Raw genomic sequence first — 18,880 nt, 5'->3', positions numbered from 1 at the left:
ATGCTCGGGCGCCCTCTCAGTGACCGGTGAGCATGCCCTCCCGCAGCCTGGCGAGAGTGCGCGACAGCAGCCGGGAGACGTGCATCTGGGAGACGCCGAGGCGTTCGCCGATCTGGGCCTGGGTGAGTTCTTCCACGAACCGCATGTGGATGATCTGCCGGTCCCGCTCATCGAGTTCCGCGATCAGTGGGGCCAGGGCGTGGAAGTCCTCCACCAGCTCCAGAGCCTGGTCCTGGGCTCCGATGAAGTCCTGCAGCGCGGCTTCGCCGTCCTCGCTGCCGCTGATGGTGGCGTCCAGAGAGGAGGAGTTGTAGCCGTTCGCGGCGAGGCGGGCCTCCTGCACCTCTTCCTCGGGAAGGCTCATCAGCTCCGACAGCTCCTTCACCGTCGGGGTGCGGCCCAGGCGGCTGCGGAGTTCCTCGGTGGCGCGCGCGAGCTGGACGCGGGCTTCCTGCAGACGGCGCGGAACGTGCACGGCCCAGGTGGTGTCGCGGAAGAACCGCTTGATCTCGCCGACGATGTAGGGGATGGCGAAGGAGGTGAACTCCGCCTCCCGGGAGAGGTCGAACCGGTCGATCGCCTTGATCAGGCCGATCATGCCGACCTGGACGATGTCCTCCATCTCCTCCGGCCCCCGACTGCGGAACCGGCCGGCCGCGAAGCGGACCAGGGACATGTTCATCTCGATCAGCGTGTTCCGCGCGTAGCTGTACTCCGGCGTGCCCTCCTCCAGCACCGCAAGCTGGTCGAAGAACAGCCTGGACAGCTCGCGGGCATCCTTCGGCGCCACCTGAGAGGGATCGGCAACCTCCGGCAACCCGTGTGCCCGCGTGTCCGTTGCCGTCACATTCATGAGCGCCATGACATGTCCCTCCCACCATCGAAACCAACCGCGCCGCCAGCCCTATGCAGTCGACGCCACTGCGCGAATACCCCCTCGTCCTGTCTCTATGCCTGCACCCGCACGGAGGAGGGACCGCACTTGTCGAGCGGCCCGGGGCCCAAGGGCGCGGGGGCGTCCGGGCTGATCCGTCGGGCGACCGGGCCGGCGTGGATGAAGTCCTCGGCTCTCAGGTACAGTCCCGGTCGGGCACGCCGGAGACCGGCGGCATCCGTCGGCGGGTGGGCGAGAGGGTGCGCGGGTCGGCATCCTGTGCGGAGGGCCCGGCAGGGCGGCTGCCCTTCTCCCGGCCGGTGCCGCCCGCGAACGTCAAGGTCAGGGTGAGCGCCCGTGCGGTCCGGCCGCAGCGGCGCAGCAGTCGGAGCTGGACGGCCAAGTCCCGCAGGTCGGCCCGGGCGATGGCACTGACAAGGATGTGGCGGGCGAAATGGCGTCGTACGGCGGACCGCTGCGTCTCAGCGCTGCGAGTCCGGTCCGGTTTCTACCGATCCGCGATGTCTGCCGTGCCAGTCCAGTATCAGGACCGTGGCGTCGTCCTTGAGGTTGCCCCGGCAGGCGTCGAGCACCGCGGCGGTCAGGCTTCGGACGGCTTCTCTTGGATGCAGCGTGCGGGTGTCGTGAACGATCGAGGCCAGGTCGACGGCTGCGGCACCGCGCTCCTGCATTCCGTCGGTGAGCAGGATCAGGCGGTCTCCGGGCTGCAGTTGCAGTTCCTGTAGACGATAGGAGGTGGGTGCCGCCACACCGAACGGCAGGTTGACGGCGAGTCTGACCTCTTCGACGGTGCCGTCGCGCAGCCGAAGTGGCCAGGGATGGCCGGCGTTGACCAGTTCACACAGGCCTGTTTCGAGGTCGACGCACAGCAGTTGTCCGGTGGCCAGACCCCGGTTGTGGCTCAGCAGGGCCTGGTGGGCGTGGTGGGCTTGCGTGAGGGCGTCACAGCCGCTGCGGCGTGCCCGCCGTAGCGCGCCGACCAGCAGGGTGGCCAGCAGAGCGGAGTTCGTGTCGTGGCCCATGGCGTCGGTGATGGACAGGTGCAGGGTGTCGCGGTCGAGGGTGTAGTCGTAGGTGTCGCCACCGATGTCGTCGGCCGGGATCAGCCCGGCGGCGAGGGTGAACTGGGCCGCCTCGCAGCAGGGGGCCGAGGGAAGCAGTTGGTGCTGGATCTCCGCGGCCAGGCTGGTCTCGGTGGTGCGCCGGCCCAAATGGTACAGATCGGTGAAGCGGCGGTCCGTGACGATGACGTAGGCCAGCGCGTGTGCCGCCTCGCGGACCTGTCGGAGCACGGTGTCGTCGGCGGACTGCAGGGTCACCTCCAGAACGCCGATGCAGTCGCCACGGTTGCTGACCGGCGTGATGACGCGTCGTCCGCCCTGGCCCGCCGGTTCCACATACTGGCGCTGGCTCTGCAGAACGGTGTCGTAGACGCTGCCCCGCAGGTCGATCGGCTCGGCCTGGTCCGCGGCATCACCGTCGACCGCGGTGAGCCGTACCAGCCGCTGACCGATGAGATCGACGAACAGGAAGGACACACAATCCGCACCGAATCGCTTTTGCAGGTCGCGTGCCACCACATCCACGGACTCACTGGGCGGCGCCGCCTCCGCAGAGGCCAGCAACTCGCCCAACTCCAGATCTCCGCCCTCCACGGCAACCTCCCATCGACTGCCGAAACTTTTTCCCCGAGTTTTCGCGATATCACCCGGCGCACCCGTCTTACCTGGTCAGGACGGTGATCTCTTTCCAGCCTCGGCGATGCGGCGGGACGTTGGAACTCCTACGAAATGATCTTCAAAGGGACTGGATCACCCCAGAACAGTTGATCCGGGGGTACGGGGCGGTTCGGCCGAAGCCGTGGGAGGTCGATGACGGGTTGTGGCCGGTGATCGAGCCGCTGTTGCCCAGGGGCGAGCGTGGGACCCGGTATCCGGACCGGCTGTGTTCCCGGGCGTTCTGTTCGTGCTGCACACCGGGATCCCCTGGGAAAACCTGCCGCAGGACCTCGGCTTCGGGTCGGGCATGACGTGCCGGTGCCGCCCGGCCGGGCGGACCGGGGCCGGGGTACGGCCCCGGCTCCACCAGGTTCTCCTCGCCGGGCTCCACAGTGCGAACGCCCCGGACTTCTTCCGGGCGGCCGTCGAGGGCTCCCACGTCCGGGCGTTGAGAGAGGAGCCAAGACCGGACGGAGCCCCGTCGTCCGGGACAGGACGGGCAGCAGGCATCACCGGCGCCACCGGCATCCCGCTCGCCGCCACCCTGACCGGCGGCAAGCGGGGCCGGCCCCGCGGTCGCCCGGACGTGGCGCCGGGCGACCGCGGCCACGGCAAGTGCCAAGTACCGCCGGCTCGTCCGGAGCCTCGGCGTGAAGCCGCTGATCGCCTGCCGTGGCACCGGGCACGGCTCCGGACCCGGCACCCCGCGCTGGGGCGTGGGGTGCCGGAGCAGAGAAACGTGAACGAAGCCGTGGGTGAGACGCCCGCGGCGGAACGTGCCTGGTGCGGGTTTGTCCTCGGACATGTGTGGCAGGACGACGTCCGGCGGGGACGGGCCCGGCAAGAGAGGCGGACCATCGCGTCAGCGCCGATCGCGACCGGCAGAAGCGGTCCGCAGCGGCGCCAAGGACAGCGCGGGCGGGTGGTGGCCGCCTGTTCCGTACCCTGGCGGTATGCGCATGCGCCCCACTCTGAACTGGCTCCCCGCCGAGGACCTGCCTCCGGGCACCACGGATCTGGAGCCGGTCGCCGATGCGCTGAGCACCGGCGGTGTGCTGGTACTCAGCGGAGCGGGCATCTCCACGGAGTCGGGCATCCCCGACTACCGGAGCGAGGGCGGGAGCCTGAGCCGGCACACCCCGATGACCTACCAGGACTTCACCGCCGACACTCAGGCCCGTCGCCGGTACTGGGCGCGCAGCCACCTCGGCTGGCGCACCTTCGGCCGCGCCCGCCCCAACGCCGGGCACCGGGCCGTGGCAGCTTTCGCGCGGCACGGCCTGCTCACAGGGGTGATCACCCAGAACGTGGACGGCCTGCACCAGGGCGCCGGCAGCGAGGGCGTCGTGGAACTCCACGGAAGCCTGGCCCGGGTCGTCTGCCTTTCCTGCGGCGCCCTCAGTCCACGCAGCGAACTCGCCCAGCGGCTGGAGGAGGTCAATGCGGGCTTCGAGCCGACGGCCGCCGGAATCAATCCGGACGGTGACGCCGACCTCACCGACGAACAGGTCAAGGGCTTCCGCGTGCTGCCCTGCACGGTCTGTGACGGCATCCTCAAACCGGACGTGGTGTTCTTCGGCGAAGCCGTTCCGCCACAGCGGGTCGAGCACTGCCGCGCGCTGGTCCGTGAGGCGTCCTCGCTGCTGGTTCTGGGATCCTCACTGACGGTGATGTCCGGGCTTCGGTTCGTCCGCCACGCAGCTCGGGCCGGAAAGCCCGTACTGATCGTCAACCGGGACCCCACCCGGGGTGACCGGCACGCCGTCACCCGGGTCTCGCTCCCACTGGGAACGGCTCTCACCACCCTGGCCGGCCAGCTGAACCTCCCCCTCGACGACGAGTTGACGGTCCGGGTGAGGCGGTGACTGCGGCGGGAACGTCACGGACTCATCGAGCCGGTTCCTTCCCTCGTATCGGCGCAGGGCCGCGAAAAATCCCCACCGGGAGGGCCTCGCCGGGACCACCCGGTCCGATCACAGCCCCTGCAGGCGCCGGTCATTCGACCGGCGGCACTCCCGCCACGCCGACCGATCTGGCACGGTCATCGCCGTTTTCGAGCAGGAGCACCTTTGAAGCGGTGGTCGTTCCCCTTCAGTCCCGGGGTGTCAGCACACAGAACTCGTGGCCGTCGGGATCGGCCATCACCACCCGACCGGCCTCGCCCTGACCGATGTCGACGCGCGTCGCCCCGAGGGAGACGAGACGGTCGGCCTCTGCCTGCTGATCACCATGGGCAGGTGGAGCAAGGCCGAAGTGCAGACGGTTCTTCCCGGCCTTCGGCATCAGCGGTGGACCACCCCACGTGATCTTCGGGCCGCCTCGCGGCGAGCGGATCGCGGTCTCCTGGTCCTGGTCCCAGACCAGCGGCCAGCCCAGGGCCCGGCTCCAGAAGTACCCGGCCTCCTGCGATCCGTCGCACGCGAGTGCTCCGAGGAACCCGCAGTCGGTGAGGAAGTTGTTGCCCGGCTCGATGACACAGAACTCGTTGCCTTCGGGGTCGGCGAGCACCACATGCCCCTCCTCGGGGCGTTGACCGATGTCGATGTGACGGGCGCCGAGACCGAGCGCCCTCGTCACCACCTGCTGCTGGTCGTCGAGGGAGGTGCTCGTCAGGTCGAAGTGCGTCCGGTTCTGGCCCGACTTCTCTTCCCGGGTCGGGAGGAATCGGATCCGGAACCCTGTGTCGTCGCCCGGCAGGAGAGTGGGACCGTCTTCGGAGCCGTCGGCCGTCTCCCGGCCCAGAACGCCGGCCCAGAAGCGCGAGAGGCGAAGGGGATCGTTCGCGTCGAAGCAGAGGGTGTGGAGCTGAGACGTCATTTCCCGCATCTCCGATCCGTCGCGTCACCGCCCCACCCGCCGATCGCAGGGGCAGTCCACCGGCAACAGGACCTCGTCCAGGTCGTGGAGGGAGCCTGCCCGTACGGGTTCACCCGGTCAACTCGTTTTCGCCCGCTCACTGCCGTCGTCACAGCCCTCCGTGGACAGGGGCCGGGCGAACCAGTCGGTGCGGGTTCGGCGGGCCGTTGCCGATATGCGCGCCTGCGTGTACAGGGCGTCGGATCCGTGGAGGCTTCCCGCCCGGACGTGGAGTTCGGCCTGGTCGCCGACGGCCCGGACGCGGATGGCGCAGGCGGTTCCCTCGTCTCTGCTCCACGACATCGACCGCCTGGGCGGCGCCGACACCGTGGGGACGGTCGCCTTCCTCGCCCCTCTCCCCCGCCATGTCGGCGTCGGCGAACCGACCGTCCCGCTCATGGCACAGCGCCTGCGGCGCACGTGCTCGTGTCCCGGCTCGCCCTGCCTGCTCCGCCTGCCCTTTCGCACTCGTCGAGGTCGCGGACGGGAAGCCCGCCGAGGCCGGCCGAGGCCGGCCGCCGGCAGGACGTGCAGGAGCGGGGCCGGGAGGCCTCATCCAGCAGGAGCGCGACGCACCGGTGCGGGGCAGGGCCGGCGCCAGCGGTGATCGGCAAGCCCGTAGCAGTCAGGCGTGTGACGCAAGGCAGCGGAAGACCCGGGGTCCCGCCCGGCGGGCGTGGAGGGCCGGGGGCCGATCGGAAGCGGTCGTGCGACGGCCGATGGGGGGTATAGGAGGTGCCGTCAGGACAAGAACTTCTCCCGTAAGGAACCGAAGATGACCGACGATGCCTACCTCGTGCTACTGAACGGCACGGCCGTGACGCTCGGCGTGCCCCCCTCGGCCGTCGGGGAGCTGTCCTGTATGGAGACCCCCGCGGTCCGGGCGTGGCTGCAGGCGCAGGGGGTCACCGCGACCTCCCCCGGGCTACGACTGGTGCCGCCGGAGGAGACGGCAGCTCTTCCCGACGATGCCGAGCGACTGCCGGTCCCCCTCGGGGACGAGGAATTGAGCCACGTACGCCGGCATGCCGCGCCGCACAACGTCGCCCGGCTGGAGGAGGAACTGCTGGCCTACCGTTCCTGCTCGGACGGCAGGGACGCGCTGCTCGCCCGCGCCCTGGCAGCCGGGGTGCCGGCACACCGCATCGCGGAACTGACCGGTGAAGACCTGGTCACCGTCAAGGCGTCGGCGCACTGACACCGTCCCGGCCGGGCCGTGACCGCGGCTGGAGCCGGCCGGCGGTGACGCGCCGCAGGCCGGTGCCCCCTCTTCCGGCCGCCGTGGCCCCGCCCTGGTGTCCTCGCATCGGCGGTCACGGTGATGCAACGTCAAACTCCAGTCTCCACAAGTGTTTTCGCTGCAAACAGGGGCAGTCGGGACACCACGCCGGTACCTCGGTGGGCCGGTACGCGCACACCTGAGAGGAGACGCATCACATGGTCAGGTCAGGCGGCAGTATCCGGGTGGGAACGGCGACCGTGGCCGGTGTTCTGGCCGGCACGGTGCTGGTCGGTTGCGGCAACGAGGGCGACCCCCCGGAAGGAAAGGACCGGTCGGCGGGGAAGGAGACGTCCAGTACTCGGGAGCAGGACACCAAGGCCGTCCGTTCCGCCTACGACAAGACGGCCGAGCAGGACACCGCGCGGGTGACGCTGCGCGTGCAGACTTCGGCCGACGGCACCTCGGTGACGGCGAGAGGCCGGGGAACCGTCGACCTGGAGGACGGTGACAGCGTCATGACCCTCAGCGCGCAGGGCGGGCGCATCGAACAGCGGGTCGTCGATCAGGTGCTCTACCAGAAGCTTCCCCGCGGTGAGACTCCGGACGGCAAGCCGTGGATCAAGATCGATCTGCAGAAGATTGCCGAGCGTCAGGCAGTCGGGGACCAGTCCGTGAACGATCCTGTCCAAGCGGCCGCGTTCGCCAAGGCGATCGACGGCAAGGATGTCACCCGCGAGGGCACCGCCAAGGTCGGCGAGGTGAACACCACTCACTACCGGGTCGCCGTCGACGTCGCCGAACTCCCCAACGGTGCCACTCTGCGCCGACAACTCGGCCCGACGCTGCCGATGGACGTGTGGCTCGACGACGACGGCCGCATCCGGCGTCAGCAGATCGACATGAAGCTCAAGGCCTCCGCGGAGGAGGGCACCACGGGCCGGACCTCCTCGCCCCCTCAGCCGGCGAAGGTGCGCACCGTCATGGAGTTCAGCGACTTCGGTACGGACGTGAAGGCGGAGGCACCGCCGTCCCGGCAGGTCACCGACCTGACTCAGAAGGCCCTCGAACGTGGCCAGGCGCAGAGCTGATCCGTCTCGTACCGGAGGTAGCGACCATGACATCGACACAAGGACACAACACGCAAGGACATAACGGGGGATGGCAGGACGGGCCCGCCCGTCCGGGTGAGCGCCGCAACGGGTTCGGTATCGCGGCTCTTGTTCTGGGACTGGTCGGTGCCGCCCTCTTCTGGACCGTAATCGGCGGGATCGCGCTCGGCCTGCTGGCGCTGGTCTTCGGAGTGCTCGGACACCGGCGCAAGAAACGCGGCGTGGCCACCAACGGCACGATGTCCGTGATCGGCGCGGCGATCGGCGCGCTCGCACTCATCGCCTCCTCGGCGCTTCTGGCGGTGGGCGCGGCCATGTTCAACAGCGACGAGTTCAAGAACTACACCGACTGTGTCGAGCACGCCGACACCGAAGCCGACCGACGACAGTGCGCAAAAGACTTCGACCGGGACGTCGACAGTACGTGAGCCCGGTGACCGGGGTCAGGGCGGCCCGGTACCGCGAGCGCGCGGTACCGGGCCGCCCGGTAGCGAAAGCGGCTCGTCAGCCCTGACGGGCCTTGAAACGCGGATCCTTCTTGTTGATCACGAACACCACGCCCCGTCGGCGCACCACCTGGGCGCCCGGCTTGGCCTTCAACGAGCGCAAGGACTTGCGTACCTTCACCACGGTCTCCTTCCGCGGGACCGAACAGGGGGCACCGTCGGTCTCCCCTTCGAGGCCTCCGCCGCGGGGCGGCGGAGGCAGGCGTCATCGTTCTTCGCGGAAGAGGATGTGCTCACCGGCGACCGGGTCGTACTTCCGCAGGACCAGCCGGTCGGGGTCGTTCAGACGGTTCTTGCGGGTCACGTAGGTGACTCCCGTACCTGCTGTCGACTTCAGCGCGACGACCGGCCGCGCAGTGCTGCGTGCCATGAGGTGCTCCTTTCGCCATCGCCCGAGTTATTGACTCGAACATGCCAGACATAGTGGACAACAGCGTCGGAGGGCGTCGTATTCCGCATCCCGCCTTCAGGGGGAGGGGCCGCCGCCCACCGCGCGTCCGGCACCTCACCGGACGGACCGAAGCCACGCGCAAGTGATCGTGGCGGGCTGTCGCCCACGCGGCGAGGGGCTCTGCAGGGCTTCAGTCGAACGATCGTCCCCGCAAGCCATGGGTGAAGCCCTGGGGCACCGTGCCAACGGCGGCCGACCGCCCGTAGACGCCGAGCCTGACGCCTCCCTCCGCCTCGACCAGGAAGCGCACCGGGTCGTGCGGCAGGTACGGATGCCCGCCCGGCCCATTGCGCGGGGTGGGCTCCGCCCCGCTCTCACGATGCACCGCTATGCCGTAGCTCGTGCCGGGCCCTTTGGTGAAAACGACGCGCATGACCGCACGGTAGGAGGTCCTCGCGGCCGGACACACTCCAATATTCCGACGCGTGGTACCCGGAAGGACGGGCCGCCGTCCTCGGGGACGTCGCGGGCAAGGACTGGAAACCGCCCGTACTCACCGGCAGGAACCGCGACACGCCGCACGCTCTGCCGCCCACGACCGACGATCACGAAGATGTCGCCGAACAGGTGCCCCTCGAAAAACCGCTGCCGCGGGCAGGGCCGGCTACGAAGGCGGGGGTGCTCGGGTGCTGGCGGCGCCCGAGCACCCCGTCGTGCGGGTCGGCGGTCACAGGGGCCGGGGTCAGCGTCGGCTCCTGGAAGCCCAGCCCGCACCGATTCCCGCCACATGCAGGGCCAGGGCAGTCAGCCCCAGCAGCATCACATTCGTCGAAGAGAACACGTCATTGGTGCCTATCTCCGCCGCGTTGATCAAAAACGCGAAGAAGAACAGCACCGCAGCCACTATGCCAAGCATGAACAGACTCCTCTCAGACAGGTGAAGCCCGTATGCCCCGACATCCCCCTCACAAGCCGGAAAGCAGAAACCGAGCCGTTCCCCACCTGACCGTGACGCACGACTGCCGGAAGGCCGCCAGTCACATACGAGTGGAAGAAGAGCGTCAACTGCTCGTGGTCAGACCGGCGCAGCAGGTCACGACACGGGCGAGGCCGCCCTCGCCGGACTGCAGGGCCCGGCAGTCCGCCGCCGCGAGCGCCGCGCCGGAGACGGCGACCGGCGCACCGCTGACCGGGTCCACCAGCAGCAGTTCCTCCTCCACACCCACACTCCGCATACCGCCGCCCTCATCTCCAGCCCACCGCTGCCCCTCCGCTCGAATCGCGGCAGGCACAAGCCCTCCACGACAACACGTCGCCCCCGCACACACCCCGTCGGACGGACCGCCGCCGCCCACCAGGACCTCGGCAGGTGTACCGGCCCCCGGCCGTGAGACAGGTACGGCCGGAGGATCCGGGTCGTGAGAACCGGCGGGGCGGCTCGGCGCTGTTGCCGGGAGTACGGCGACCCGCCACGAGCGAGGGCTCCACGCCGGCCGGGCCGCGTGGAAGCGCTGGTTGAAGCAGACTCCCGCGCGGGTGCAGTGGGATCCCGAACGCGGCCCGCGCCATCGGCCGCTCCCCCACCGGTCACTCCAGCTGGGCCTCACCACGGAGGCCGCAGGTCTCCACAGCGACGGGCGGGTCGTCTCCATCACCGACGTCACACCACTCGCCCGCACGATCCACCCGCATGTACGGGACGGAGAACCGGCCGCCGCACGGCGCCTCCTTCCCCTGGGCGGGCGCCCCTGCCCCGTGAACGGAGTGGCCCTGGCGCACCTGCGCCGACGAATCCCGGGCAAGGGCACGGTCTCAGCGGCACGACCCGCGACAACGGCCGAAAGACCCCGCGCGCGAGGGCATCACACACGCCTTGACGTCGGCCGGCACGAGGCGGAGGAGCCACTCGCCCGACCAGGATTCTCTGACTAACATCAGAGAATGGATGCGGCACAGATCGATCAGGTGCGGCGGTTCAACCGCACCGTCACCGAACGCGTGGGCGTGCTTCACCACCAGTACCTGGGCCGCGACCGGCCCATCGGCGAGGCCCGGCTGCTCTGGGAGATCGGCGAGCAGGGCCAGGACGTACGGTGGTTGCGCGAGCGCCTGGGGCTCGACTCCGGGTACGTCAGCCGGTTGCTGCGCTCCCTGGAGGCCGATGGCCTGGTGAGCGTCAAGGCGCACCACCGGGACAGACGGGTGCGCACCGTCCGGCTCACCGACGCGGGCCGCGTGGAGCGTGCCGAACTCGACCGCCGGAGCGACGACCTCGCAGGCCGCGTCCTGGAACCGCTCAACCACACCCAGCGCGCCCGGCTGGTCTCCGCCATGGCCGAGGTCGACCGGTTGCTGAGCGCCGCGACGGTCACGCTGGACGTCGTAGCCCCGAACCATCCCGACGCCGATCACTGTCTGCGGTCCTACTTCGCCGAACTGCAGGAACGCTTCGAGGCCGGCTTCGACCCCGCGCGGAGCCTGCTGCCCGACGCCACGGAACTCTCCCCGCCGCAGGGACTGTTCCTCATCGCCCGCCTGCACGGCGAGCCCGTCGGCTGCGCCGGCCTGAAACTGCCGTCCGGGGCACCGGCGGAGGTCAAGCGGATGTGGGTCGCACCCCACGCCAGAGGTCTCGGCCTCGGCCGTCGGCTGCTGACCGAGCTGGAGGAAAAAGCCTCCCAGCACGGCCACAACGTACTGCGCCTGGACACCAACAGGGCGCTCGATGCCGCCATCGGCCTGTACCGCTCCTGCGGCTTCCAGGAGATCGCCGCCTTCAACAACGAGCCCTACGCCCAGCACTGGTTCGAGAAGCACATCACCACACCACCGCCAGGATGACGGGACCGGCCACAGGCCCTGGAGCAAGTGCGTCCGACCGCCTGAGCCCGTCGAACGGACTTCGCGACAGTCCCCGGTTGTTTGCCTGTGCCCCTGAGCCGATCGGACTTCGCAGCCCCTGGCACGGCTCGGCCGATGCGCGGGGCTCCACCGGCGCCGGAGAGGGGCAGGCCCCGTCCACGGGGCCGGGCGGTTCGTCCGGATCGCGCTCATTGCTCAGTGCCACGGCTGCCTCGGCTCACCGTCCGGTCCGCTGTGGCCGTGTTCGACGAGCGGCTGCGGGTGACGGCGTAACCGAAGGCCGTCGCCAGAACGTACATGAGCACCGAGTAGACGGCGCTGGGGACTGCCACCTCCGCGTTGTCCAGGACGCTCAGTGCGATGGTGAGGGCAACGGTCGTGTTGTGGATCCCCACTTCCATTGCGCTGGCGATCGCCTGAGGTTCGTTCAGCCGAAGGACCCTCGCACCGCCGTATCCGATGCCAAGGCTCGCGAGGCAGAAGATTCCGGTGACCAGACCGACCTGCCGAAGGTAGTCCGCGAGGTTCTCCCGTTCTCCCAGCAGCGCCGCCAAAGACACAACGACCAGGACGGCAATGGAGAATACGCGGACGGGACCGTCGGCCCGGGCCGCGAAGGCCGCGGAGCGGCGCCGGACCAGCATGCCGACCCCGACCGGGACCAGCACGATCGCGATCACCTGCAGCACCTTGCCGAACTGCAGCCCCAGGTCGCCTCCGGTGTCGAAGTGACTGATGGCCAGGTTGGTGACAAGAGGGATGGTGACGGCCGCCAGCACGGAATTGATCGCTGTGAGGGTGACGTTGAACGCCACGTCCCCGCGGAACAGGTGGCTGAAGAGGTTGGCGGTGGTGCCCCCGGGCGACGCGGCAAGGAGCATCACACCCACCGCCAGCAGTGGGTCCACGCCGAATACCTTGACCAGGCCGAACGCGAGCAGCGGCAGAACGACGATCTGCAGGGTCAGGGCGAAGAGCACTGCTTTCGGGGAGCGGGCCACGCGCTCGAAGTCAGCAGTGGTGAGGGACAGCCCGAGGCCGAACATGATGACGGCGAGCGCGATCGGCAGACCTGTTGTGATCAGCACTGAGTCGTTCATCGGCCCTCGCGTTCTGCGGGATGACGGACGGGTAGGGGTGCGAAAGCCGCCACGCGGCTGCAGGCCGTCACAGTGAAGCAGTTCTTCGGGCCTCGTCCCAGAGGGGGACCCGGACCGCCGGATCCTGTTTCCACAAAGGCCCCAGGGATGAGCCCCGACGCGACAGCCATGACCGGCTGTTCGTCGTCCCGGCCTGTCGGTGGCCACGGGATGGGTGAGCTGTTGACGGCACAGCTGTCACAGAACCGTCCGAAGGGGATGCCACGGACATCGCCGTCGTGGACGGGTGCATGGTGCGCGGGCACGCGGGCATCCGCGTCAGCCGGGGCCGGCTGGAGCCGGAGGACCTGTTCGGACGGCAGGAGAACGCTTCACCGAACTGGTCGGCCATGCCGCTGATCCGCCGGAGCGGGGCTCTGCCGGGGCGCGACCGGGAGACCGCCATGGGGCGGATCGTCTGCCGTTCTCACGGCCTGCCGGCCGAAACCCGAGTGGACCGGCCGGATCTGCGGCGTGCCCGGGCGGCCCGGCGCCGGCGTCCTGCGGATGTTCCGGTTCATGGCGCAGTGCTTGACGCCCTCCTCATCGCCGGTGATCGGGCAACCGCCAACGCGTCCGTAACGGGCTTACCGTCCTGCATCGTTGAGCGGGCTGGAACAGGCATGGAGGCGTTCGGTCACCTGCTCCGTCACGGAGTTGTCGGCGCCGAGCCAGGCCGGGCCGGCATGCGGGCCCGGCCGCTCCGCACTAGCGTGGAAAGTAAGAGGACGGCAGCCACCAACGCGCCCCGGGATGTGACGCAGATGCCGGACGAACAGGGGTCCGTACTGACAGCCACTGCGGAGCGGGCGATGGCGGACGAGCTGCGGGCCTCGCTCCTGGGTGAGGTGATCGACCGCGGGCATCCCGGCTACGACGGGGCCCGGGCGGTGTGGAACGGGCTGATCGACCGCCGTCCCGCGCTCATCGCCCGGTGCTCCGGCACCGCGGACGTGGTCGAGACGATACGGGTGGCCCGCGAGTACCGTCCCGTCGTCAGCATCCGCGGTGGCGGGCACCAGGTGGCGGGCAGCGGAGTGTGCGACGACGGACTGGTGATCGACCTGTCCCGCATGAAGGGCGTGCACGTCGACCCCGCCGCCCGCACAGCGCGGGCCCAGGCAGGCCTGACCTGGGGCGAGCTCGACCGCGAGACGCAGCTGCACGCTCTGGCCGCACCGGGCGGAGAGATCTCGGCCACCGGGATCGCCGGTCTCACGCTCGGCGGCGGCTTCGGTTTCGTGATGCGGACGTTCGGTCTGAGCTGCGACAGCGTCCGCTCACTCGAGGTCGTCACCGCGGACGGCGTGGTGCGCACGGTGAACCGGGAGGAGGACCCCGAGCTGTTCTGGGCGGCGCGCGGCGCCGGCCGGGGCCTCGGAGTCGTCACCTCCTTCGGCTTCGGCCTCCACCCGCTCGGCCCCGAGGTGGCCGGTGTGCTGGTTCTCCACCCCTACGAGCGTGCCGAGGAAGTGCTGCGGGCCTGGCGGGACGCGACGTACACCGCGCCGGAGACGGTCACACCGGAACTCCTGCTCTGGAGCATTCCCGCGGACCCGGCGGTTCCGCAGGAACTCCACCGGTCGAACTGCGTGATGGTGGGCGCCGTGTACGGGGGTCCCCCGGGCGACGCTGCCACCGCCGCACTGGCACCGCAACGCGAACTGGGCCCGCCGCTGATGGACTTGAGCGGAACCATGCCCTACGTCGCACTGCAGAGCGCCAATACCTGGCGGTTCCCCGACGGCGAACGCTACTTCATGAAGTCGCATTTCCTGGACGAGCTGACCGACGACGCCATCAGTACCCTGGTGGACTGGCACTCCCGACGCCCCACTCCGGAGAGCCTGGTCGTCGTGCGCACCCTGGGCGGCGCCGTGTCGCGCGTCGGTCCCGACGACAGCGCGTTCGCGCACCGGTCCGCGCGCTACAACGTGAGCATCGACGCGGGCTGGCGGGACCCGGCTCTGGACGAGACCGCGATCGGATGGGCGCGCTCGGCCTGGGACGCGATGAAGCCGTTCTCGAGCGGCGGGACGTACGTCAACTTCGCCGGGCTCGGCGAGGACGCGAGCGAGCTGCGGGGCGCGGTCTTCGGGCCGCACGAGGAACACCTCGAGCGCATCCGCGCCGCATACGACCCGGAGGGCCTCTTCGGAGCAGCTGCGGGCAGGCCCTGAGCAGGTGAACAGGCCGCGGTACAGGCGGTCACCCGCTCCGGCGTCGTCCTTCACCGGTACCGGCCCGCCCGGAGCCCCGTCGACGCCCCGCCATCGGCAATGTGGTCGCCAGGAGCGGTGGACGCGCCCGCGAGGCCACGGCCGGGGTCCCGGACTGCAGAGTCCGGGACCCCGGTGTCGGAGCCGGCCGCAGAGCGGCATGGCATGGGTCCGTGGCCGGTCCCGGAGTTCGCGCGTGGCCGGACCGCGGGGCTACGGCCGGCTCGGGGCGATGCCTGCCGTTCCGCCCCCGCCGGTGGCGACGCCGCCCTGCGGCTTGGTGGCGGAGAAGGGCGGCGTGTCCTGTCGGCACGTGGTTCCGGGCGGCGGGAGGGTGCCGTCGATGAGGTAACGGCTCTCGTGTGCCTTGATGCAGCTGCTCGGGTTGACCAGTGCGGTGTGCCCGTACCCCTTGTTGGTGAGCAGACGGGCACTGGCCAGTTCCCCGGCCATGGCCTGCGCACCCGCGTAGGGCGTGGAAGGGTCGTACGTGGTGCCGACCACCAGGACGGGGTGTGCCGTCGGGTTGTTCCACGGGCCGGTGTAGCGGTTGGCGGCTACGGCCGGCCAGGTGGCGCACGGCTGGGCGGCCCAGGTCCAGAAGCGTCCGGTGTCGCCCGCACGGGTGGCGCTCGCCTCCTCCAGTGCGTGATAGACATCGGGATCACGCGGATTGGGACTGTCGCCGCAGAGCACGGCACCCCCTTGTTCGTCGCCCGTGTACGGGACCGGGACCGGCGGCGCGGGCAGGGGTGCGGGCGGCCCCGGGACACGGCCGTTCCACAGGTCCTGAAGCCGGCGGGCGAGATCCGTCCACCCGGGGTGGACGGTGTAGAGGCTGTTCACCGCGTCACCCACCGTCCTGCCGTAGGTCCACGTGTCCACCGGATGCTCCCGCAGACGCTTCATCAGACGGTCGAACTTGTCCCGGGTCGCTTTCGGACCGCCGGCGGAGAAGGCGCACCGGTCGGTGCCGGTGGATCCGCAGAGGGTGAGGAACTGGTCCAGTGTCGCTGCCGCGGTGCGGTCCGAACCCATCCGCAGGAACGTCGGGAGCCTCGGGTCGTCATGGGAGGCGTGGTTCGTCCAGGCCTGCGGGTCGACGTTGCTGTCGAGGATCATGGCGCGGACCTTGGCGGGGAAGAGGTTGGCGTAGGTGGCGCCGAGAATCGTGCCGTAGGAGATCCCGAGGTAGGTGAGCTGCGGGTCGCCCACCGCCTGGCGGAGCCGGTCGAGGTCGCGCGCGGTGTCGGCGGTCGACACATGGCGCAGGAGCTCGGGGTCACGCTGTCGGCAGTCGCGCGCCAGCTCCTCGTACGCGGCGATCCAGGTCTTCCGCTCCTGCGCGCCGACCGGGAAGCCGGCCGGTTTGCTCGAGGCCCAGGCGTCGGCGTCCTCGGGGCTCGTGAAGCAGTTCACCGCGGTGCTGTTGCCGACCCCGCGGGGGTCCCAGCTGACGATGTCGAACCGCTCTCTGACCTCCCGCGGGAAGGCCTCATAATTCTGCGGCATCTGGACCGTTCCCGGCCCGCCGGGCCCACCGGGGTTGAAGAACAGGGTGCCGATGCGCTGTCCGGGGCCGGTCGCCCTCCGTTTCACGACCGCCAGTTCGACGGTGCGACCGTGGGGGTCGCGATGGTCCAGCGGCACCTTCGCGGTCGCGCAGTCGAAGTGTCCGCCCCGAGCGCAAGGTCTCCAGTCCAGCTTCGGAGCGGAGACCGAAGGTGTCGGCCCGCCGTCGGCGGTGGCGAGGTCCGGCCAGGCCAGTGCCGTCGAGCAGGTCATCACCGCGGCGATGGCCGCGGCACAACTCCGACGGCCCGCCGGCAGTCCACATATGTGCATGCCTTGTCCTTCACGGCCGAGCGCCCGACGCTGCCCGTGCGCTGGACATCGGTGCGCATCCGTGTCCACCGCACCCCGGCCCGGCGCATCGCGCGAGCCGGCAGCGGCCGAACGGCGGAGCGACCGCCCGGCCCGTCCAGGACCGAGCCGGGCCGGGCCGGAGTGCCTCGGCGGTAGTGTCCGGGGCACCTCGGGATGGGCAGCACAGGGGTTGGTGAAGTCCACCGCACGTCAGGAAATCTATGGGCATGACACAACGCAAGGCAGTAATCATTCCCTCGGTCCTCCTCTCCCTCGGCGCCGTGGCCATGGCCGCCCCTGCCGTCGGGGAGGAGGCGGCAGGTGCACGGACTTCGGTTTCGTCCGCTGGGGCCGCCAGGTCCGGGCAGCACGGGGAGACGGTGGTCGATGCCATCGAGCGCAGTGCCCACACGCTGCGCAGCACCGAACCCGAAGGCAGCCTGCGCGATCTGAACACGCTCGGCCGTATGGTCAAGGGCGCTGACGTGGTGGGGCTGGGCGAGGCCACCCACGGGTCGCGGGACTTCTTCCGTATGAAGCACCGGCTCTTCCGTTACCTGGTCGAGGAGAAGGGGTTCAGGGCTTTCTCTCTCGAGCTTCCCTGGAGCAGTGGTGTGCGGCTCGACGACTATGTGGTGAACGGCGAGGGCAACCTGAAGGACATCGCGCGTGAGGAGTTCCAGGGGTCGTACCGGATCTGGAACAACCAGGACTACCTCGACCTCATCGGGTGGATGCGCGACCACAACCGTCGGCACCCGCACGACCCCGTCCGCTTCACCGGCAACGACATGAGTTACGCCGGGCCGGAGTTGTACGAACGGGTGACCGACCATGTGGCCCGCCGTCACCCGCGGCTGCAGGAACACGTCGCCGGGCTCTACCGCGGTCTGCCTCCGACCACCGACGCCGGCACCTACATGCAGGAGTACCTCGAGCTGCCTCTGGCCGAGCGCGAGGAGCGGGCGGAGCGGACCGGGAAGGTGCTCGAACTGCTGCGGGAGCAGTCCCCGGGCCGCGGTGCCGGCGCGCAGGAGCATCTGTGGGCCGTGCAGCACGCCAGGGCCATCCATCAGATGGCCAAGGGCTATTCCTTCGACATCACCGACGAGGCCCGGATCGCGGAGATGATGAAGTTCCGTGACCGGGTGATGGCCGGGAACGTGGCCTGGTGGCACCGGCACACCGGTGACCGGGTCCTGCTGTCGGCGCACAATACGCATGTGTCCTACGAAGCCTTCGACGTGCGGTACCCCAAGACCCAAGGGGCTTTCCTGCGCGACACGTTCGGCAAGGACTACGTCAGCATCGGCTTCAGTTTCCACGAGGGCGCCTTCAAGGCATTCGGTACGGACGACAACGTCATGCGGACCCACCGTGTCGGCCCCGCACAACCGGGTTCCAACGAACACACCCTGGACCAGGCCCGCCAGAGCGACTACATCCTGGACATGCGCACCGCACCCCGCTCCGTGCGCGACTGGCTGGACCAGCCGCGCGTCACCTACAGCATCGGTGCCGGATGGCCCGACCCCGTGGAGTACAGGATCGCCCTCGGCGAGGCGCACGACATCCTCATCCACCTCGACGAGGTCGAGGCCACCACGTACCTGGGTGCCCCCTGAGGCGGGCCGACGGGCCGACGGGCCGTCAGCCGGTGTGGCCGAGGACTTCGCGCAGCCTGCGTGCGAACGCCTCGGGCCGCCCGGCGTAGCCGAACTCACCGCCCGGGAAGCCGCCGTGGCGGCCCGGGAACACCGTCGACTGCTCTCCGGGCAACGTGGCCGCGGTGCGTCCGGTGAGGGTGTCCGGGGACTCCTACCCCACCGCGGTCACGATCCACGCCGAAGCGCCGGCGAACACGTCCGTGTCGGGACGGTGGCCGCTCACCGCCCATGAGCGGTCGGAGAGCAGTGGATCGTCACGGGAGCCGTCGTCCTCGGCCGGCATCCCCGGGGCGGCGGGGTCCGGTGCGCACCGGACGAAGCAGTCCTCGGTGGACTCTCCCCGCCACGACGCCATCACGAAGGGCATCGCCACCGCGGCGGCCGGTGGCGGCACCGTTCGTCTGGCCCCGGTCAAGATCCGGCCCATCTG

The 18,880-nt window shown here is 70.0% G+C and carries 19 protein-coding genes and 3 pseudogenes; 8 read left to right on the top strand and 14 right to left on the bottom strand.

Translation table 11 applies throughout. From position 1 onward, the window contains the following. Positions 1–16: 16 nt before the first annotated feature. The 3 genes from ACWZEH_RS33645 to ACWZEH_RS33635 all read right to left on the bottom strand — a co-directional run bounded on the left by ACWZEH_RS33645 (position 17) and on the right by ACWZEH_RS33635 (position 2,550). A complete protein-coding gene (locus ACWZEH_RS33645) occupies positions 17–862 on the bottom strand; it encodes an RNA polymerase sigma factor SigF (RefSeq protein WP_456194835.1) in 846 nt (281 codons plus the stop codon). A 208-nt stretch (positions 863–1,070) separates the two neighbouring features. Beyond that, entirely contained in the window at positions 1,071–1,277 is a 207-nt protein-coding gene (locus tag ACWZEH_RS33640) for a hypothetical protein (RefSeq protein WP_456194834.1), read from the bottom strand. 79 nt (positions 1,278–1,356) lie between these two features. Beyond that, entirely contained in the window at positions 1,357–2,550 is a 1,194-nt protein-coding gene (locus tag ACWZEH_RS33635; protein ID WP_456194833.1) for a PP2C family protein-serine/threonine phosphatase, read from the bottom strand. Between the two features lie 1,016 nt (positions 2,551–3,566). Here ACWZEH_RS33635 and ACWZEH_RS33630 point away from each other — a divergent pair. Continuing rightward, positions 3,567–4,478 carry an NAD-dependent protein deacetylase gene (locus ACWZEH_RS33630; protein WP_456194832.1) on the top strand — a complete coding sequence of 304 codons (912 nt, stop codon included), beginning with the start codon at positions 3,567–3,569 and terminating at the stop codon, positions 4,476–4,478. Positions 4,479–4,704: 226 nt separating this feature from the next. Here the strand turns inward: ACWZEH_RS33630 and ACWZEH_RS33625 are convergent, their stop codons facing one another. Together ACWZEH_RS33625 and ACWZEH_RS33620 are read right to left on the bottom strand one after the other, a co-directional pair. Continuing rightward, positions 4,705–5,430 (bottom strand): VOC family protein, encoded by a 726-nt coding sequence (locus ACWZEH_RS33625; protein ID WP_456194831.1) that lies wholly within the window; start codon positions 5,428–5,430, stop codon positions 4,705–4,707. A 117-nt stretch (positions 5,431–5,547) separates the two neighbouring features. Next, positions 5,548–5,772 carry a hypothetical protein gene (locus ACWZEH_RS33620; RefSeq protein WP_456194830.1) on the bottom strand — a complete coding sequence of 75 codons (225 nt, stop codon included), beginning with the start codon at positions 5,770–5,772 and terminating at the stop codon, positions 5,548–5,550. A gap of 472 nt (positions 5,773–6,244) precedes the next feature. Here ACWZEH_RS33620 and ACWZEH_RS33615 point away from each other — a divergent pair, with 472 nt between their 5' ends. From ACWZEH_RS33615 to ACWZEH_RS33605, 3 genes are all read left to right on the top strand, one after another. Then, positions 6,245–6,667 carry a DUF6003 family protein gene (locus ACWZEH_RS33615; RefSeq protein ID WP_456194829.1) on the top strand — a complete coding sequence of 141 codons (423 nt, stop codon included), beginning with the start codon at positions 6,245–6,247 and terminating at the stop codon, positions 6,665–6,667. Between the two features lie 239 nt (positions 6,668–6,906). Further along, on the top strand, positions 6,907–7,779 hold the full coding sequence (locus ACWZEH_RS33610) for an SCO4651 family lipoprotein (protein ID WP_456194828.1): 873 nt from the start codon (positions 6,907–6,909) through the stop codon (positions 7,777–7,779). A 26-nt stretch (positions 7,780–7,805) separates the two neighbouring features. Continuing rightward, on the top strand, positions 7,806–8,228 hold the full coding sequence (locus ACWZEH_RS33605) for a DUF4190 domain-containing protein (protein WP_456194827.1): 423 nt from the start codon (positions 7,806–7,808) through the stop codon (positions 8,226–8,228). A gap of 76 nt (positions 8,229–8,304) precedes the next feature. Here the strand turns inward: ACWZEH_RS33605 and ykgO are convergent, their stop codons facing one another. The 5 genes from ykgO to ACWZEH_RS33580 all read right to left on the bottom strand — a co-directional run bounded on the left by ykgO (position 8,305) and on the right by ACWZEH_RS33580 (position 9,932). Next, positions 8,305–8,427, bottom strand: coding sequence for a type B 50S ribosomal protein L36 (ykgO, locus tag ACWZEH_RS33600; RefSeq protein WP_456194826.1), 123 nt, complete (start codon positions 8,425–8,427; stop codon positions 8,305–8,307). A gap of 84 nt (positions 8,428–8,511) precedes the next feature. Beyond that, entirely contained in the window at positions 8,512–8,676 is a 165-nt protein-coding gene (rpmG, locus tag ACWZEH_RS33595) for a 50S ribosomal protein L33 (RefSeq protein WP_456194825.1), read from the bottom strand. Positions 8,677–8,887: 211 nt separating this feature from the next. Next, positions 8,888–9,130 (bottom strand): hypothetical protein, encoded by a 243-nt coding sequence (locus tag ACWZEH_RS33590; protein ID WP_456194824.1) that lies wholly within the window; start codon positions 9,128–9,130, stop codon positions 8,888–8,890. A 309-nt stretch (positions 9,131–9,439) separates the two neighbouring features. Continuing rightward, the gene (locus ACWZEH_RS33585) at positions 9,440–9,613 is read right to left on the bottom strand and encodes a hypothetical protein (protein WP_456194823.1); all 174 of its coding nucleotides are present in this window, start codon (positions 9,611–9,613) and stop codon (positions 9,440–9,442) included. A 145-nt stretch (positions 9,614–9,758) separates the two neighbouring features. Then, positions 9,759–9,932: a hypothetical protein gene (locus ACWZEH_RS33580; RefSeq protein WP_456200037.1), complete on the bottom strand. Its 174-nt coding sequence runs from the start codon at positions 9,930–9,932 to the stop codon at positions 9,759–9,761. Between the two features lie 229 nt (positions 9,933–10,161). On the opposite strand from ACWZEH_RS33580, the pseudogene ACWZEH_RS33575 reads away from it, so the two are divergent. Continuing rightward, positions 10,162–10,629, top strand: a pseudogene (locus ACWZEH_RS33575) (DUF4291 family protein); the annotation flags it as partial. A gap of 9 nt (positions 10,630–10,638) precedes the next feature. Further along, positions 10,639–11,538 (top strand): GNAT family N-acetyltransferase, encoded by a 900-nt coding sequence (locus tag ACWZEH_RS33570; protein WP_456194822.1) that lies wholly within the window; start codon positions 10,639–10,641, stop codon positions 11,536–11,538. Positions 11,539–11,747: 209 nt separating this feature from the next. On the opposite strand, the gene ACWZEH_RS33565 is transcribed toward ACWZEH_RS33570, so the two are convergent. Continuing rightward, positions 11,748–12,659 carry a bile acid:sodium symporter family protein gene (locus ACWZEH_RS33565; protein ID WP_456194821.1) on the bottom strand — a complete coding sequence of 304 codons (912 nt, stop codon included), beginning with the start codon at positions 12,657–12,659 and terminating at the stop codon, positions 11,748–11,750. A gap of 554 nt (positions 12,660–13,213) precedes the next feature. Then, positions 13,214–13,384, bottom strand: a pseudogene (locus ACWZEH_RS33560) (flavodoxin family protein); the annotation flags it as partial. 78 nt (positions 13,385–13,462) lie between these two features. On the opposite strand from ACWZEH_RS33560, the gene ACWZEH_RS33555 reads away from it, so the two are divergent. Further along, positions 13,463–14,878 (top strand): FAD-binding oxidoreductase, encoded by a 1,416-nt coding sequence (locus ACWZEH_RS33555; RefSeq protein ID WP_456194820.1) that lies wholly within the window; start codon positions 13,463–13,465, stop codon positions 14,876–14,878. Between the two features lie 252 nt (positions 14,879–15,130). Here ACWZEH_RS33555 and ACWZEH_RS33550 read toward each other — a convergent pair whose 3' ends face one another. Beyond that, a complete protein-coding gene (locus ACWZEH_RS33550; RefSeq protein ID WP_456194819.1) occupies positions 15,131–16,762 on the bottom strand; it encodes an alpha/beta hydrolase in 1,632 nt (543 codons plus the stop codon). A gap of 248 nt (positions 16,763–17,010) precedes the next feature. Between ACWZEH_RS33550 and ACWZEH_RS33545 the strand changes: the two genes are divergently transcribed. Then, positions 17,011–18,408 (top strand): erythromycin esterase family protein, encoded by a 1,398-nt coding sequence (locus tag ACWZEH_RS33545; RefSeq protein ID WP_456194818.1) that lies wholly within the window; start codon positions 17,011–17,013, stop codon positions 18,406–18,408. A gap of 25 nt (positions 18,409–18,433) precedes the next feature. Here the strand turns inward: ACWZEH_RS33545 and ACWZEH_RS33540 are convergent. Continuing rightward, positions 18,434–18,829 (bottom strand): annotated as a pseudogene (locus ACWZEH_RS33540) (alpha/beta fold hydrolase); the annotation flags it as partial. Positions 18,830–18,880 lie beyond the last annotated feature (51 nt).

The organism is Streptomyces yamdrokensis, from assembly GCF_053890455.1.
Note: the sequence above shows the minus strand (reverse complement) of the source record. Positions and strands in the feature narration are given on the sequence as shown.